The sequence below is a fragment of the Pseudomonas palmensis genome (genome assembly GCF_049942755.1).
Classification (GTDB): Bacteria; Pseudomonadota; Gammaproteobacteria; order Pseudomonadales; family Pseudomonadaceae; genus Aquipseudomonas; species Aquipseudomonas palmensis.
The window spans coordinates 972,461-989,191 of sequence record NZ_CP187958.1; the positions used below are offsets into that span (position 1 = coordinate 972,461).

Consider the following 16,731-nt stretch of genomic DNA (forward strand, 5'->3'; position numbering starts at 1 on the left):
GCTTCACCAGGTGCCCTCGTCCAGGCGCTGGCGGCTGGCCGGGAACACCCGCAGCAACTCGCTGCCATCGGCCAGGCTGGGCAGGGCAAGCGGCGTGGTCTGTTGCAGGCTGCGGTATTTTTCGCTGCTGAGGCTGGTCAGGCTGGCCCCGTCACGCAGGATCCGCGGGCGGATGAACACCATCAGGTTCTGCTTCACGCCACGGCTGGCATCGGAGCGGAACAACCGGCCCAGACCGGGGATATCCCCCAGAAACGGCACCTTCTGATGGCTGGAGGTGACCTCGTCGCTGATCAGCCCGCCGAGAATGATCAGGCCGTTGTCCTCGACCATGACCTTGGTCTTGATCTCGCGCTTGTTGGTGATCACGTCGCTGGCCGCAGCGGTGTCGGCAATCGACGAGACCTCCTGCACGATGTCCAGGCGCACGGTGTTGTCACTGTTGATCTGCGGCTTGATGCGCAGTTTTACACCGACCTCCTTGCGCTCGATGGTCTGGTAGGGGTTGGTGTTGTCCTGGGTTACCGAGCCGGTCACGAAGGGCACTTCCTGGCCGACCAGGATCGACGCCTCGGCGTTGTCCAGGGTCAGCAGGGTCGGGGTCGACAGCAGGTTGAAGCCACTGTTGCTCTTGAGTGCATTGACCAGCATGGCGAAGTTGAAGCCGCCGCCGAAGTTGCCGATGCCGGCCGTCACGCCGTTCACGCCCGACAACAGTTTGCCCAGCGCCGCGTTGTCGCCGCTGGCCACGGCCCCGGCAATGCCGGTGATGCTGGCACCGCCGGTACCGAAGTTGACCGCGCCGGCACCGAATTTCTCGTCGGCGAACAGCCACTGCACGCCCAGCTCCTGGGCCCGCGAGTCGGACACTTCGGCGATGATCGCCTCGACCACCACCTGCGCACGGCGGATGTCCAGTTGCTCGACGATGGTGCGGTAGGCCGCCAGCTCGCTGTCGGGCCCGACCATGACCACGGCGTTGGTACCCTCCTCGTATTCCAGGCGAATGCCCGAAAGGTTGACCGGCACGGGCGCCTTGGCGTCCTTGTCAGCTTCGCCCGGCGCAGCGCCGGCATCCTGGCTGAGGCTGCGCAGCACCTTGACCACCTCGCCGGCATTGGCGTGACGCAGGTAGATCACCTGGGTGTTGGAGCTACGCAATGCGTCGCCGGGGCGGTCCAACTGCGCCAGCAAGGCACGCACGCGCTCGCGGCTGTCGGCACTGCCGCGCACCAGCAGGGCATTGCTGCGCGGGTCGGCGACCACCTGGGCACTGTCGGCGCCCTGCTCGCGGGCCAGCAGGCGGGTGATCAACTGACCGGTATCGCTGGCGCTGGCATGGTGCAGCGGCATCACCTGCAGCGGCTCCTCGCTGACCTGATCGAGCTGGCGCAGCAGGCTGTCGATGCGCTCCAGATTGCTGCGCCAGTCGGTCACCACCAGCAGGTTGGCGGCCGGGTACGGCGTGATCACCCCCACACGGGGGTCGATCAGCGGCTTGAGGATCGCCAGCATCTGTTCGCTGGCGGCGTTGCGCACGTTGAACACCCGGGTGGCGATGCCATCGCTGCCGGCCTGGGCCTTGCGCCCGCTCTCGACGGGCACCGGCTCCAGCCGCGCCGCCTGATCGGGCACGATCTTCACGCTGCCGTTGGGCAGGTCCACTGCAGCAAAGCCCTGGGCCCGCAGCTGGGCCAGGAAGATATCGTAGATCGCCTCGCTGTCGTGACGGTCCACCGTACGTACCGTGACCTTGCCTTTTACCCGCGGGTCGACGATGAACGTGGTCCCGGTGATGCGCGACACGCTGTCGATGAACTCGCCCAGGTCGGTGTCGACGAAATTCACCTCGTACAGCGGTGTACCGTCTTCGTCCGCTACCGCTTCGGGCTCGTCGAACGCCCAGGCCAGGTTGAGCCCCAGGGCCAGTACGCCAGCCACGCAGAATCTTGCGATCATCCCTTCATCCTTGGCGCTTGAAGCCGGTCACGGCGGGCCGTGGCGGCCAGGGCAAGCGCTCGCGCCGCCCCTGGTTGTCGAAAATCAGGCCATCGTCATCGATGTCCTGCAGCACGATGCCCGGTGCCAGGCGCTGGCCGCGAACGTAGGTACGCACCGCCTGCTCGTAGCGCAGCACCACCACTGTGGCGCTGGCGGGCACGGCCTTGAGGCCGCCCAGGTAATGCACGGGCAAGCGCGTGAGCGGCAGCGCGTCACTGGCCGGCGGCGCCTGCCAATGCCCGACCAGCAGGCCGGGCAGCTCAGCCGGTTCGGCCTCTGCGGCCGGCGCCGGCAGCGGCTCGCGGGCGGCCAGCAGCACGCACTGCGCAGCCAGCCAGCCGGCCAGGCTCAACAGCACGCCGTCGAGCACGCGGCCCGGGCTGATCAACTGGCCAGCCCGCGCGGGTGCCAGCCAGGGTGGCCCTGGACGTAACGCACCTGCGGCAGGGCCAGCGGCGGCAACTGCCAGCCCGGGGGCTGCTGCGCCAGCCATGCTTCCACCCGCTGCCACAGTGGCTCGCCGGCGTCGCTGTCGAATTGCAGGCCGAAGGTGCGGCACTGGCCATCCTGTGCGGCTACCCCGGAGACCCGTTTGCCGCCCGGGCTGTAGCTGACCTGCCAGGGCGCGCCAAACCAGCGCGGCAAATCCTGGCTGTTGTCGAGCAGCAGCGGCGTGCCGAACAGTTGCTCGGCAGCGTTTTCCAGCACCTGCTGTACCTGGCGTGCCGGCACCTGCACCACCGGGGCCGGGTAGCTGCCGGTGAGGCTGATCAGGTGTTCGCGGGTGATCGGCTGGCCGGCCGCCAGCGGGCTGTCGTAGCGCAGCCCCGGCAACAGCACCGGTGCCCCGCTGTCATCGGCCAGCGCCTGGTGCAGCAGGTTGTCCCAGCTGCCGCCACGGGTATCGCGTCGCCACAGGTTTTGCGGTGCCTGCGCCAGGGGTTGGTCGAGCCAGGCGGCATGCCCGGCGCGCTGTTGCTGCAACTGCGCGCGCAACGGCCCGACCCGCGCGCGGGCAGCCGGCGTGAGGCGGTGTTCGAAGGCGGGATGAAACTGCGCGGTGAACTGCCAGCGCCCGTCGCGATGCAGGCAGTTCACCGCGAACACGCCGCTGGCACGGTTGCCGGCCAGCAGCACCGGCACCTGCTTGCCGCTGGCCTGCAGTACCGAGACGGGCTGCGGCCACAGGTCCTGGCCACGGGCGCACAGCAGCAGGTCGGCGTCGCTCAGACGCTCGGCCAGCCACAGCCCGGGGCCGGTGCCCACGTCCGCCAGGGCGATCACCAGGTCCGCCGCCTGGCGTGCCTGTTCGAAGGCCGGCAGCAGCGCCTGATACCACTGTTTGAGGGATGCGTTCTGGTCGCGGGCGTACGGGTCGGTAATGCCGACCACCGCCACCCTCACGCCGCCGCGGTGCAGCACAGTGAAGGCCGGCGTGCCCAGGGCCTGGGCGCGTTCGGGGGCCAGCCCCGCACCAAGCACGGCCTGACCGTACTGGCGATACAGGCCGGCGCACTGGCGCGGCCACAGCACCCGCTCATCGCTGCTCACGCGTACCTCGCTGCCCAGCATCCGGCTGCCCTGCACGCCACTGGCGCCCTGGGTCAGGTAGGCCAGGCCACTGCCGTTCCAGCCCTGGCCATTTTCCAGGGTCAGGCAGTTGCCCCGCCCCGCCGCATCGCGCAGCTGTTCGAGCAGGGCACCCAACACCGCATACCCGCCGGTCTGTACGCCTTCGGCAAGGCTGGCGTCGAGCAGCGGGTTGAGCTCGGCACGCCCCTGGCGGGCATTGATACCGCTCATCCACGGTGCCTGGCCAAGGTGGCTCACCGGCCCCAGGCGCGTCGCCGGCACCACGGGCATGCCGGGTTGGCGCGCATCCAGGGTGTCGGCAAAATACAGCAGCTCCACCGTGCCGGCCTCTGCCGTCGACGGTGTGGCCAGGCTGGAACAGGCGGTCAGCAGCGGCGCCATTGCGCCAACGCCCATCCAGCCCAACACATCGCGTCTGTACATGCTCGCCATCTACTCCATCGCCCTCGGGCTGATCAACTGTCGCAGCGGATAGTGCGGCGAGGGGATTACAGTTTGATGGCAGTTATTCGACAGGGCGTACAAAACCCCATCCAAATCAAATGGTAAGGATTCATTTCCTTAAAGGTCTGTTCACAAAACTGCCAATCAATCATCACACTCGCTCTCTACAGTGCCGGTTTCCGCAGAAGCCACTTCACCCAACAAGGATATGAAGAGATGAGTCGAGACACCGGCGACAACCTGGACCGCAACACCAGTGGCAACCTGCCAATGGCGACTGTCCTGGATGCCTACCTGAGCCGCCGCAGCGTGGTGCGCGGCAGCCTCGGTGCCGCGATCGCGATGATTGCAGGGACGGGCCTGAGCGGCTGCTTCGACAGCGGCGGGGGCTCGAGCCACAAGCCGACCCCTCCGGTGGAACCCGAGAAACCGAAACTCAAGCTGGGCTTCAACTCCATCGCCGGTTCGCGCACCGACGCCTGCGTGGTCGCCGACGGCTACAGCGCCTACGTGCTGGCGCCCTGGGGTACACCGCTGAACAGTGCGGGCAACCCGTGGAAAAGCGACGGCACCAACACTGCCGCCGACCAGGCCAACGCCATGGGCATGCACCATGACGGCATGCATTTCTTCCCCATCAACGGCAGCTCCGACGACGGCCTGCTGGCGATCAACTTCGAGTACATCGATGCCGACGCCCTGCACCCGGCCGGCCCGACCGTGGACGGCAGCGGCAAGCGCCCGGCCGAGGAAGTGCGCAAGGAAATCAACGCCCACGGCGCCGGCGTGGTGCGCCTGAGCAAGGTCAACGGACGCTGGCAAGTGGTCGACAACGACCCGCTCAACCGCCGATTCACCACCGCCACGCTGATGGACCTGGCCGGCCCGCTGCGCGGCAGCGACCACGTCAAGACCGTGTTCTCCAACACCGGTACCCAAGCCCGCGGCACCAACAACAACTGTGGCAATGGCTTCACCCCGTGGGGCACCTACCTCACCTGCGAAGAGAACTGGCCAGGAATTTTCGTCAACACCAGCGGCGCCGTGCCGGACGATCAGCGCCGCATCGGGGTGAGCACCAGCAAGGGCAACTACGCCTGGGAAAGTGCCGCCGGCGATGCCAGCGAAGTGGACGGCGAGTTCACCCGGTTCATCCTTGACCCCACCGGCGCGACGGCCACCGACGACTACCGCAACGAAGCCAGCACCTACGGCTACATCGTCGAGATCGACCCCTATGACGCCAGCACCCGTGCGGTCAAGCGCACCGCCCTGGGGCGTTTCCGCCATGAAGGCTGCTGCCCGGCGCTGCCGGTAGCCGGCAAGCCGGTGGTGTTCTACATGGGCGACGACTCCAACAACGAGTACCTCTACAAGTTCGTCTCCACCGCCCTGTGGGACACCGCCGACGCCAACCCGAGCAACCGCCTGGCTACCGGTGCCAAGTACATGGACGACGGCAAACTGTACGTGGCGCGCTTCGACGCCGACGGCAGCGGCCACTGGCTGTTGCTGGACGTCGCCACCACCACCAAGGCCGGCACCACCCTGGGCGCGCTGTACACCGACCTGCCGGGCATCATCCTCAACACCCGTGGCGCCGCCGATGCCGTGGGCGCAACGCCTATGGACCGTCCGGAGTGGACCACGGTCAACCCGCTCAACGGCGACGTGTACCTGACCCTGACCAACAACAGCAAGCGCACCCCGGCCACTGTCGACAACGCCAACCCACGCGGGCCGAACAAGCATGGCCACATCATCCGCTGGCACGACAGCGACGACCACCTGAGCTTTACCTGGGACATCTTCGTGTTCGGCGCCAACGCCGCCGGCAGCGCCGACATCAACCGCTCGGGGCTGACCGAACTCAACCAGTTCGCCAGCCCCGACGGGATGAGCTTCGATAGCCGTGGCATCCTGTGGTTCCAGACCGACAACGGCGAATCGACCCTGACCGACTACACCAACGACCAGATGCTGGCGGTGATCCCCACCGACCTGGTCGATGCCAGCGGCAAGCAGGTGCCGATCAATGCCCAGAACCAGGTCGACCTGCGCCGCTTCTTCGTCGGCCCCAACGGCTGCGAGGTGACTGGCATCGCCTTCACGCCGGACAACAAGTCGATCTTCGTCAACATCCAGCACCCGGAGAACTGGCCGTCGACCGACGTCGCAACCACCGTCACCCCCGCCGGCACTACCGTGCGCCCACGTGCCTCGACAGTGGTGATCCAGCGTAACGATGGCGGTGAAATCGGCGTCTAGACCCGACCGGCACCGCTGCCCTTACCAGGGCAGCGGTTCGCGCCGGGTTACCCGCACCTGCTGCACCGGCACCAGGGCATGCCACTGCACCACGCCACGGGCATGTACCTGGTACTGGCTGCGCAGCACGTGAGCGTCCTGCTCGATCTCCAGCTGCAACAGAAAGTCCCCGCTGTTGAGCAACAACCCCTCACTCAAGCGTTCGAAGGTCGCATCGTCCAGCGCACCGAGTGCCTGGCGCAAGGCGCCGGCATCCCGGTAGCCGGTGGCCGGGCGTGCAGTGACCACCCGGCTCAGCAGTGAGCGGCTCATCTTTCCCTCATACAGCGCCTCCAGCAACGGCAACTGTTCAAGGCTCAGCGCATTCGCATTGAGCCGCCAGTGCGTGGTTTCGGGCAACGCACACAGCTGCGGGTAACGGGCCTGGCGTTGCGGGTCGGGGCCCAGCAGCAGGTTCAACTCGCTCATGTCCAGCATCAGCTGATTGGCCGCCAGGCGCGGCGGCGACTGGCGCAGGTAATGATCGTTCTCGGCGCCCTCACGACGCGTCTGGTGATCGCTGTCGATCCAGTCGGCCAGGGCCTGGGCCAGCTGCGCGGCGGCCATGTCGCCGCCCAGCAGGTACTGCAGTTGGCGTTCGGCACGCTCGGCATCCTCGCCCACCAGGCTGTTGACGTTGAAACAGGTGTGCAGGTCGCGGATGCGCAGGGTCGCCGAACCGCCGTCGAACGCATACGGCAGCGCCTGGCCACGCAGCGCCTGCCAGAACAGCGGGCTGGCACGCCAGCTGGGGTCTTGCAGGGCCTGCTCGGCAAAGGCCAGCCCGGCCCGCTCCAGCCCGCGCGCCTGCACGCGCTGCTGCACCAGGCGCACCGCATCGACCTGGGCGCGTCCCTCCTGTACCAGCCATGCCAGGCCACCGGCGATCATCGCCAGCACCACCAGCACCATCAGCAATGCCGCGCCCTGCTGTCGCTTGCAACCCATCGTCACGCTACCTCTGCCAAAGAGCGGCCAGTCAACACGGCGGATGTTTCAGGCACATGGCAAAGGCGTTGCCCGTCACCTTTGCGTCATAAAGCGCAGGCAGGATAAACCCTTCTTTTTCATGACCTTGGAGTGCTTCACATGGGCGGTATCGGGATCTGGCAACTGGTTATCGTGTTGATGATCGTGTTCATGCTGTTCGGCACCAAGCGCCTCAAGGGCCTGGGCGCGGACGTGGGCGAGGCGATCCAGGGCTTTCGCAAATCCATGGGCAACGGCCCGCAGGCCGACACCCCGGACGCCCCTGCCCCGGTGCAGCAGGTACAGCAGGGGCAACCGGAACAACGCAGCTGATGTTCGAGATCGGCTTTACCGAGCTGCTGCTGGTGGGCGTGGTGGCGCTGCTGGTGCTGGGCCCCGAACGCCTGCCGGTGGCGATGCGCACCGTGGGGCGTGGCGTGGGCCAGGCCAGGCGTGCCATGGGGGCGCTGCGTGCACAGGTGGAGCGTGAGCTCGACACCCAGGCACTGACCCAGGAGCTGGATGCCGAGCCACTGCGGCGTCTGGAACAGGAACTGCGCCAGGGCGTGAACCTGCAGGCGCAGCCGACCCCGACTTCGACCAATGGACCCTGCCCATGACTGATACCCAAGCGGGCATGCCCCTGACTGCCCACCTGACCGAACTGCGGCGGCGCCTGGTGCGCTGCCTGCTGGCCGTCACGCTGGTGTTCCTGGGTTTGTTCCCGTTCGCCCAGACCCTCTATACCGCCGTGTCCGAACCCTTGCGCCGTTACCTGCCCGAAGGCGCGAGCATGATCGCGACCAGCGTGACGTCGCCGTTCCTGGCGCCCTTCAAGCTGACCCTTATGGCTGCGCTGTTCGTCGCCATGCCGGTGCTGCTGCACCAGGTGTGGGGGTTCGTGGCACCGGGGATGTACCGCAAGGAACGGCGCATCGCCTTGCCATTGCTGGTATCGAGCATCGTGCTGTTCTATGCCGGCATGGCCTTCGCGTTCTTCGTGGTGTTTCCGATGATGTTCGGTTTTTTCGCCAGCGTGACCCCGGCCGGGGTGTCGATGATGACCGACATCAGCCTGTACCTGGACTTCATCCTGGCGCTGTTTCTGGCGTTCGGGCTGGCGTTCGAGATACCGGTGGCCACCTTCATCGTGGTGTGGGCGGGGGTGACGGATGTGGCGACACTGCGCAAGAGCCGGCCTTACGTGATCGTCGGATGCTTTGTGGTGGGCATGCTGCTGACCCCGCCGGACGTGTTTTCACAGACCTTGCTGGCGGTGCCGATGTGGATACTGTTTGAAGTGGGGTTGCTGGCGTGTGCGGGGGTGCAGCGCAAGCAGGAGCAGAGGATGGAGGTTGCCTGATCGGACCTCTTCACCGGCAAGGCCGGCGAAGAGGCAGACCTGCCAATCAGAAATCAGCGAGCTGCCAGACCTCGTAGGCCGGGGTCTCGTAGGGGTGGCTCGCCTTCAGGGCCGCGACTACCGGCCCCACCAGCGCATCGTCCACCACCAGCTCGACCCGCCACTCCTCGACCTGCTCGACCACCCCGCTCTGCCCGATGAACGGCTGGCTGCCGCTCAACGGACGGAACTGGCCCTGGCCCAGCACCTGCCACGCACAGCTGTCGTAGGCGCCGATGCGTCCGCCACCGGCGGCGAACACAGCGGCCTTGACCTGCTCCACATGGCTGGGCGGCACGAAGAAGGCGAGTTTGAACACCCTCAGTTCACCCAGGCCCGCGCGTTGCGGAACATGCGCATCCAGGCGGCGTCTTCGTTCCAGTCATCCGGGCGCCACGAGTTCTGCACCGCACGGAATACCCGCTCAGGGTGCGGCATCATGATGGTGACGCGCCCGTCGCGGCTGGTCAGGCCGGTGATCCCGCGCGGCGAACCGTTCGGGTTGGCCGGGTAGGTCTCGGTGACCTTGCCGTGGTTGTCGACGAAACGCAGGGCCACGCAACCGGACAGGTCGGCTTCCAACAGTGCCTCTTCGCTGGCGAACTCGGCATGCCCTTCACCGTGCGCGATGGCGATCGGCATGCGCGAACCGGCCATGCCCTGCAGGAAGATCGAGTTGGACTCCTGCACCTGGACCATCGCCACGCGCGCCTCGAACTGCTCGGAGCGGTTGCGCACGAAGTGCGGCCAGAACTCGCTGCCCGGGATCAGCTCGTGCAGGTTGGACATCATCTGGCAACCGTTGCACACACCCAGGGTGAAGCTGTCGCTACGCTCGAAGAAGCCCTGGAAGGCGTCGCGGGCGCGGCTGTTGAACAGCGCCGACTTGGCCCAGCCTTCACCGGCACCCAGCACGTCACCGTAGGAGAAGCCGCCGCAGGCAACCATGCCCTTGAACTCGTTCAGGTCGACGCGACCGGCGAGGATATCGCTCATGTGCACGTCGATGGCGTTGAAGCCGGCACGGTCGAACGCCGCAGCCATTTCCACCTGGCCGTTGACGCCCTGCTCGCGCAGTACCGCCACCTGTGGGCGAATGCCCTTCTTGATGTAAGGCGCCGCGATGTCGTGGTTGACGTCGAAGCCCAGCTTGACGCTCAGGCCCGGGTTGTCTTCCTCGAGCAGGCCGTCGAACTCCTGGTCGGCGCAGTCGGCGTTGTCGCGCAGGCGCTGGATCTGGTAGCTGGTCTCGGCCCACTGGCGCTGCAGCAGGCGGCGGTCGCCGGTGAACAGCACTTCGCCGTTCAGGCTGATGGCCACGTCGGCACAATTGACCGGCTTGCCGATCACCGCCACGCAGTCTTCGCCAAGGCCGGCGGCGCTGAACTGGGCCAGCACGTCCGGGGTGGCGTCCTGGCGCACCTGGATCACCGCACCCAGCTCTTCGTTGAAGAGGATGGCCGCGACTTTCTCGCGCTTGCCGGTCAGGGTGTCCAGTTCCAGGTTCAGCCCGCAATGGCCGGCGAAGGCCATTTCCAGCGCGGTGGCCAGCAGGCCGCCGTCGGAGCGGTCGTGGTAGGCCAGCAGGTGACCGTCGGCGTTCAGGCCCTGGATCACCGCGAAGAACGCCTTGAGGTCTTCGGCGTCGTCGACGTCCGGTGCCTGGCTGGCGAGCTTGCCGTGGGTCTGGGCCAGGATCGAGGCGCCCATGCGGTTCTGGCCGCGACCCAGGTCGATCAGGATCAGGTCGGTTTCGCCCTTGTCCATGCGCAGTTGCGGGGTCAGGGTCTTGCGGATGTCGGTAACCGGGGCAAAGCCGGTCACGATCAGCGACATCGGCGAGGTCACGGTCTTCTCGCGACCTTCATCTTCCCAGCGGGTCTTCATGGACATCGAGTCCTTGCCCACCGGAATGGTCAGGCCCAGCTCGGGGCACAGTTCCATGCCCACGGCCTTGACCGCGTCGTACAGGCGCGCGTCTTCACCGGGGTGGCCGGCAGCCGACATCCAGTTGGCCGACAGCTTGATGTCGGACAGCTTGCCGATGCGCGAGGCCGCCATGTTGGTCAGGGTCTCGCCGATCGCCATGCGCCCGGACGCCTGGGCGTCGAGCAGAGCCAGCGGGGTGCGCTCGCCCATGGCCATGGCTTCGCCGGTGTACACGTCGAAGCTGGTGGCGGTGACGGCCACGTCGGCCACCGGGACCTGCCATGGACCGACCATCTGGTCGCGGGCGACCAGGCCGGTGATGGTGCGGTCACCGATGGTGATCAGGAAGTTCTTGCTGGCCACGGCCGGGTGGCGCAGCACGCGCTGTACCGAGTCGGCGAGGTCCAGGGTGCTCGGGTCGAAATCGTCGCCCAGCTCGGCTTCGCGGCTGACCGAACGGTGCATGCGCGGGGCCTTGCCCAGCAGCACTTCCAGCGGCATGTCCACCGGGCTGTTGCCGAAGTGGCTGTCGGTGACGGTCAGTTGCGGTTCGGCAGTGGCTTCGCCGACCACCGCGAACGGGCAGCGCTCGCGTTCGCAGATGGCGGTGAAACGCTCCAGGTCCTTGGCGTCGACCGCCAGCACGTAGCGTTCCTGGGACTCGTTGCTCCAGATTTCCAGCGGCGCCATGCCCGGCTCGTCGTTGGGCACGTTGCGCAGCTCGAAACGACCGCCACGGCCGCCGTCGTTGACCAGCTCGGGGAAGGCGTTGGACAGGCCGCCCGCGCCGACGTCATGGATGAACGCGATGGGGTTGGCATCGCCCAGCTGCCAGCAGCGGTCGATGACCTCCTGGCAGCGGCGTTCCATTTCCGGGTTTTCGCGCTGTACCGAGGCGAAATCGAGGTCGGCAGAGCTGGCGCCGGTGGCCATCGACGAGGCAGCACCGCCACCCAGGCCGATCAGCATGGCCGGGCCGCCGAGCACGATCAGCTTGGCGCCGACGGTGATCTCGCCCTTCTGCACATGGCCTTCGCGGATGTTGCCCATGCCGCCGGCGAGCATGATCGGCTTGTGGTAGCCGCGCACTTCTTCGCCGTGGGGGGTGTTGATCGACTGCTCGAAGGTACGGAAGTAACCGGTCAGTGCCGGGCGCCCGAATTCATTGTTGAACGCCGCGCCGCCCAGCGGGCCTTCGATCATGATGTCCAGCGCGGTGACGATGCGCTCCGGCTTGCCGTAGGGCTTTTCCCACGGCTGTTCGAAGCCCGGGATCTGCAGGTTGGACACGGTGAAGCCGGTGAGGCCGGCCTTGGGCTTGGCGCCGCGACCGGTGGCACCTTCGTCGCGGATCTCGCCGCCGGAACCGGTGGAGGCCCCCGGGAACGGCGCGATGGCGGTCGGGTGGTTGTGGGTCTCGACCTTCATCAGGATGTGCACCGGCTCCTGCACCGCACCGTACTGGCGGGTTTCAGGGTTCGGGAAGAAGCGCCCGGCGGTGGAACCGACGATCACCGAGGCGTTGTCCTTGTAAGCGGACAGCACGCCTTCGCTGTGCATCTGGTAGGTGTTCTTGATCATGCCGAACAGGCTTTTTTCCTGGCTCTGGCCGTCGATATCCCAACTGGCGTTGAAGATCTTGTGGCGGCAGTGCTCGGAGTTGGCCTGGGCGAACATCATCAGTTCGATGTCGTGCGGGTTGCGCTTGAGGCCCTGGAAGCTGGTGACCAGGTAGTCGATCTCGTCTTCGGCCAGGGCCAGGCCCAGCTCGACGTTGGCTTTTTCCAGCGCGGCGCGGCCACCGCCGAGGATGTCGACGGCGGTCAGCGGCTTGGGTTCGGCATGGCTGAACAGGCCGGCGGCCTCTTCGAGCCTGCCCAGCACGATCTGGGTCATGCGGTCGTGCAGCAGCTCGGCGACGGCGGCCACATCGGCCTCGCTCAGTTCACCGCCGACATAGAAGGCAGTACCGCGCTCCAGGCGCTTGACGTTCTCCAGGCCGCAGTTGTGGGCGATGTCGCTGGCCTTGCTCGACCAGGGCGAGATGGTGCCGAAACGCGGCATGACCAGGAACAGGCGACCGCTGGGCTCCTGTACCGGCACGCTCGGGCCGTACTTGAGCAGGCGCGCGAGCACATGCTGTTGGTCGGCACTCAGCTCGCCGTCAACCTCGGCGAAATGGGCGAATTCAGCGTACAAACCACTAACAGCGGGGACTTTCTGGCTCAGTTGCTCGAGTAATTTACCGTGGCGAAAGGCAGAAAGGGCAGGAGCGCCGCGCAGGATCAACATCGTCGGGACAGCCTCAGGAAGGGGGTGTGCTTAGAGGCCGTGCATTCTAGCCTAAACCGCCGCCGACGGCACCCGAAACGCTGCATCGGCGACAGGCCGAATGTCGGCAAGCCGACAAGAGTGCTTCACGAGATGACAAAAACCCGTCCCGACGCGGTTTTATCGGGCTGTGCTAGCAGACAAGCCGGATGTTGTCGAGATATGGCGCGGCAGGTCCTTTGCGTATACTGCACCCTATGTTTGCCCAGACTGCTTTGCGCCAGCGTTGTGCCAAATGGCTCATCGCAACCGGACTCTTCCTGATGCTCGGTGCCTGTGTTGAAAAACCCAGCACCCTGGAGCGTGTCAAGGAGGACGGCGTGCTGCGCGTGATCACCCGCAACAGCCCGGCCACCTACTTCCAGGACCGCAACGGCGAAACCGGCTTCGAGTACGAGCTGGTCCAGCGCTTTGCCGACGACCTGGGCGTGAAGCTGCAGATCGAGACCGCCGACAACCTCGACGACCTGTTCAACCAGCTCGGCCAGCCGAACGGCCCGGTGCTGGCGGCAGCGGGCCTGGTAAGCAGCGAGCAGCGCAAGCAGCAGGTACGTTTTTCCCACCCGTATCTCGAAGTCACCCCGCAGATCATCTACCGCAACGGCAAGCCCCGCCCCACCGACGCCGGCGACCTGGTCGGCAAGCGCATTCTGGTACTCAAGGGCAGCAGCCATGCCGAACAGCTGGCAGAGCTGAAAAAACAGTACCCGGCCCTGCAATATGAAGAATCCGACCAGGTCGAGGTGGTCGACCTGCTGCGCATGGTCGACGAGGGCCAGATCGACCTGACCCTGGTCGACTCCAACGAAGTGGCGATGAACCAGGTGTACTTCCCCAACGTGCGGGTCGCCTTCGACCTGGGCGACGGGCGCGACCAGCGCTGGGCGGTGGCGGCCGGCGAAGACAACAGCCTGCTCAACGAAATCAACGAATTCATCGACAAGGTGCACAAGAACGGCACCCTGCAACGGCTCAAGGACCGCTACTACGGCCACGTGGACGTGCTCGGCTATGTCGGCGCCTACACCTTCGCCCAGCACCTGCAGCAGCGCCTGCCGCGCTACGAGAACCACTTCAAGACCTCGGCCAAGAAGGAACAGGTGGACTGGCGCCTGCTGGCGGCGATCGGTTACCAGGAGTCGATGTGGCAGGCCGAGGTCACCTCCAAGACCGGCGTGCGCGGGCTGATGATGCTGACCCAGCGCACCGCCCAGGCCATGGGCGTGTCCAACCGGCTCGACCCGCGCCAGAGCATCGAGGGCGGGGCCAAGTACTTCATGCATGTGAAGAAGGAGCTCGATGACGACATCGAGGAGCCGGACCGCACCTGGTTTGCCCTGGCCGCCTACAACGTGGGCAGCGGCCACCTGGACGATGCACGCAAGCTGGCCAAGCGCGAGGGGCTGAACCCGAACAAGTGGCTGGACGTGAAGAAGATGCTGCCGCGCCTGTCGCAGAAGCAGTGGTACAGCAAGACCCGCTACGGCTATGCCCGTGGCGGCGAGCCGGTGCATTTCGTGGCCAACATCCGGCGCTACTACGACATCCTGACCTGGGTGACCCAGCCGCAGCTGGAGGGCAGCCAGGTGGCCGAAGGCAACCTGCATGTGCCGGGGGTCAACAAGACCAAGCCGGCCGACGCTTCGCCGCCGCTCTAGTTTGCAGCGCCTGTATCGCGGGCCAAGCCCGCTCCCGCAACAACAGGGGAGCGGGCTTGACCCGCGATGGGCACACCACGGTTATCAGGCCTTGGCCCGCCGAGCCCTGAAGAACTCGGTCAGAATCGCCCCGCACTCCTCGGCCAGCACCCCGCCCTCGAACAGCACCCGGTGGTTCAGAAACCCCTGGGTAAAGAATTGCCCCTGGCTCTGCACGATCCCTGCCTTGGGCTCCAGGGCCCCGAACACCACGCGGTTGACCCGCGAATGCACGATCAGCCCGGCGCACATGCTGCACGGCTCCAGCGTCACATACAGCGTGCTGCCCGGCAGCCGGTAGTTGCTGGCCGCCTGCGCCGCCGCGCGAATGGCCACCATTTCGGCGTGCGCGCTGGGGTCGCTGCCGCTGATCGGGCAGTTGAAGCCCTGCCCGATCACCTCGCCGTGCTGCACCAGCACCGCGCCCACCGGCACCTCGCCCAACGCCGCCCCCTGCGCCGCCAGCTCCAGCGCCAGGCGCATGAAGTGCTGGTCGCGGTTGCGATCGATGATCTGCGGCTGACGCATCACGCCACCTCGATGGCGGCCATCAGGCCGGTTTCCATGTGATCGATCACGTGGCAATGGAACATCCAGGTGCCGGGGTTATCCGCCACCAGCGCCACCTGCGCCCGCTCGTTCTTGCCCAGCAGGTAGGTGTCGGTGAAGTACTGCTCCGGGATCTTGTGGCGATTGGAGCTGAGCACCTTGAAACTCATGCCGTGCAGGTGGATCGGGTGCTGGTACTGGGTCATGTTCTTGAGCTCGAAGATGTAGCTCTTGCCCTTCTTCAAGGTGGCAATCGGCCGGTCGGAACAGGTCTTGTCGGTGATGTCCCAGGCCTGCCCGTTGATCTGCCACAGGCTTGGCGGCTTGCCGTTCTCGGTATTGACCGACACCGAGCCTACCCACTCGAAATTGAAGTTGATCTTCTCGGCGTTGGCCAGGTCCGGCTCGGCGATGGGGTTGGCCGGCAGCGCCGGTGGCCAGTCGCCCGGTGCCTCGCTGCTGGCCACCGAACGCAGGGTGCCCAGGCGCACCGAGCCGTCGCGCAGCGACAGCTCCTCACCGGCTGCCGGCATGCGGATGGCCAGGCAGATGCGCATGCCGGGGCCCAGCCAGTAGTCCTTGCCCAATGGGCGCGGGGTGATCGGGTTGCCATCCAGCGCATAGATGCGCGCCTCGAAGTCGCCCTTGAGGTTGATGCGGTAGGTCAGGGTGTTGTCCAGGTTCAGCAGGCGCACCCGCACGATCTGCCCGGCGGGCATTTCCACCACCGCGTCGGGCTGCCCGTTGATGGTGATCAGGCGCCCTGCGGTACCGCCACGGGCCGCTTCGCGCGGCACGCTGAACTCGACGAAGTTGCCCTGCTCGTCCACGTGCCAGTTCTTCAGGCTCAGGGTGCGCTCGTGCTTGAAACCGGTGGGCTCGCGCTCCTCCACGATCAGCGGGCCGACCAGGCCGCGGCCCAGCTCTTCGCTGCTGTTGACGTGGGGGTGGTACCAGAAGCTGCCGGCATCCGGCACGCGGAACCTGTAGTCGAAGTACTCGCCCGGCAGCACCGGCAGCTGCGAAACGTAGGGCACGCCGTCCATTTCCAGCGGCAGGCGGATACCGTGCCAGTGGATGGTGGTGGCCACCGGCAGGTGGTTGATGAACCGCACCCGCAGCCACTGCCCCTGACGCACCCGCAGCTCGGTGCCCGGCGCGGACGGGCCGAACGCCCAGGCCTGGGTGGTGTGCCCGGCCACCAGCTCGACGTCCAGCGGCGCGGCGATCAGTTCATAGTCATGCCCGGCCTGCTCGTCCTCGACCTTGCCCATCCAGTAACGTGCGGCGCCCCCGGCGCCCAGGCCAACCACCACCAGGCCAGTCAGCCCCTTGAGCATTTGTCGACGGGTAAAGGACATCGGAACAGGCACCTCGTATCGCGAAAACAGCCTGCCAGCCATGACCGGGCTGGCGGTAAGGGCGAATACGATACACCTGCATTTGCGAAACTTTAAGTGAAGAGTTGCCCCGGCAGCGGCACACGATGCCGCACCCACCCGCGCAGCA

Annotated in this window: 13 protein-coding genes; 5 read left to right on the forward strand and 8 right to left on the reverse strand. The window is 66.4% G+C overall.

Features of this window, described 5'->3' with window-relative positions; translation table 11 throughout:
• Nucleotides 1-3 precede the first annotated feature (3 nt).
• From gspD to ACPRTJ_RS04605, 3 genes are read right to left on the reverse strand one after another with little or no spacing between them, the layout of a single operon-like run.
• Nucleotides 4-1,959 carry a type II secretion system secretin GspD gene (gene gspD / locus ACPRTJ_RS04595; protein ID WP_116053021.1) on the reverse strand — a complete coding sequence of 652 codons (1,956 nt, stop codon included), beginning with the start codon at nt 1,957-1,959 and terminating at the stop codon, nt 4-6.
• Between the two features lie 4 nt (nt 1,960-1,963).
• Nucleotides 1,964-2,386 (reverse strand): pilus assembly protein PilZ, encoded by a 423-nt coding sequence (locus ACPRTJ_RS04600; RefSeq protein WP_116055303.1) that lies wholly within the window; start codon nt 2,384-2,386, stop codon nt 1,964-1,966.
• A complete protein-coding gene (locus ACPRTJ_RS04605; RefSeq protein ID WP_116053018.1) occupies nt 2,386-4,026 on the reverse strand; it encodes a lipoprotein UxpA in 1,641 nt (546 codons plus the stop codon). The genes ACPRTJ_RS04600 and ACPRTJ_RS04605 overlap by 1 nt, the downstream gene beginning before the upstream one ends.
• A gap of 228 nt (nt 4,027-4,254) precedes the next feature.
• On the opposite strand from ACPRTJ_RS04605, the gene ACPRTJ_RS04610 reads away from it, so the two are divergent.
• Nucleotides 4,255-6,306 carry a PhoX family protein gene (locus tag ACPRTJ_RS04610; RefSeq protein ID WP_116053015.1) on the forward strand — a complete coding sequence of 684 codons (2,052 nt, stop codon included), beginning with the start codon at nt 4,255-4,257 and terminating at the stop codon, nt 6,304-6,306.
• A gap of 21 nt (nt 6,307-6,327) precedes the next feature.
• On the opposite strand, the gene gspK is transcribed toward ACPRTJ_RS04610, so the two are convergent.
• Nucleotides 6,328-7,293 (reverse strand): type II secretion system minor pseudopilin GspK, encoded by a 966-nt coding sequence (gene gspK / locus ACPRTJ_RS04615; protein ID WP_116053012.1) that lies wholly within the window; start codon nt 7,291-7,293, stop codon nt 6,328-6,330.
• Between the two features lie 141 nt (nt 7,294-7,434).
• Between gspK and tatA the strand changes: the two genes are divergently transcribed.
• From tatA to tatC, 3 genes are read left to right on the forward strand one after another with little or no spacing between them, the layout of a single operon-like run.
• Nucleotides 7,435-7,647, forward strand: coding sequence for a twin-arginine translocase TatA/TatE family subunit (tatA, locus tag ACPRTJ_RS04620; RefSeq protein WP_043860635.1), 213 nt, complete (start codon nt 7,435-7,437; stop codon nt 7,645-7,647).
• Entirely contained in the window at nt 7,647-7,934 is a 288-nt protein-coding gene (gene tatB, locus ACPRTJ_RS04625) for a Sec-independent protein translocase protein TatB (protein WP_078480098.1), read from the forward strand. Before tatA ends, tatB begins: the two co-directional genes overlap by 1 nt.
• Nucleotides 7,931-8,677 (forward strand): twin-arginine translocase subunit TatC, encoded by a 747-nt coding sequence (gene tatC / locus ACPRTJ_RS04630; protein ID WP_116053009.1) that lies wholly within the window; start codon nt 7,931-7,933, stop codon nt 8,675-8,677. Before tatB ends, tatC begins: the two co-directional genes overlap by 4 nt.
• Before the next feature lie 46 nt (nt 8,678-8,723).
• On the opposite strand, the gene ACPRTJ_RS04635 is transcribed toward tatC, so the two are convergent.
• Both ACPRTJ_RS04635 and purL read right to left on the reverse strand, forming a co-directional pair.
• Entirely contained in the window at nt 8,724-9,035 is a 312-nt protein-coding gene (locus ACPRTJ_RS04635; protein WP_054915053.1) for a YqfO family protein, read from the reverse strand.
• A 2-nt stretch (nt 9,036-9,037) separates the two neighbouring features.
• Nucleotides 9,038-12,937, reverse strand: coding sequence for a phosphoribosylformylglycinamidine synthase (gene purL / locus ACPRTJ_RS04640; RefSeq protein ID WP_043860639.1), 3,900 nt, complete (start codon nt 12,935-12,937; stop codon nt 9,038-9,040).
• A 236-nt stretch (nt 12,938-13,173) separates the two neighbouring features.
• Here purL and mltF point away from each other — a divergent pair, with 236 nt between their 5' ends.
• Nucleotides 13,174-14,634, forward strand: coding sequence for a membrane-bound lytic murein transglycosylase MltF (gene mltF, locus ACPRTJ_RS04645; protein ID WP_043860640.1), 1,461 nt, complete (start codon nt 13,174-13,176; stop codon nt 14,632-14,634).
• A gap of 84 nt (nt 14,635-14,718) precedes the next feature.
• On the opposite strand, the gene tadA is transcribed toward mltF, so the two are convergent.
• Together tadA and ACPRTJ_RS04655 are read right to left on the reverse strand one after the other, a co-directional pair.
• The gene (gene tadA / locus ACPRTJ_RS04650) at nt 14,719-15,201 is read right to left on the reverse strand and encodes a tRNA adenosine(34) deaminase TadA (RefSeq protein ID WP_426428229.1); all 483 of its coding nucleotides are present in this window, start codon (nt 15,199-15,201) and stop codon (nt 14,719-14,721) included.
• Nucleotides 15,201-16,583, reverse strand: coding sequence for a multicopper oxidase family protein (locus ACPRTJ_RS04655; protein ID WP_054915055.1), 1,383 nt, complete (start codon nt 16,581-16,583; stop codon nt 15,201-15,203). The genes tadA and ACPRTJ_RS04655 overlap by 1 nt, the downstream gene beginning before the upstream one ends.
• Between the last annotated feature and the right edge of the window lie 148 nt (nt 16,584-16,731).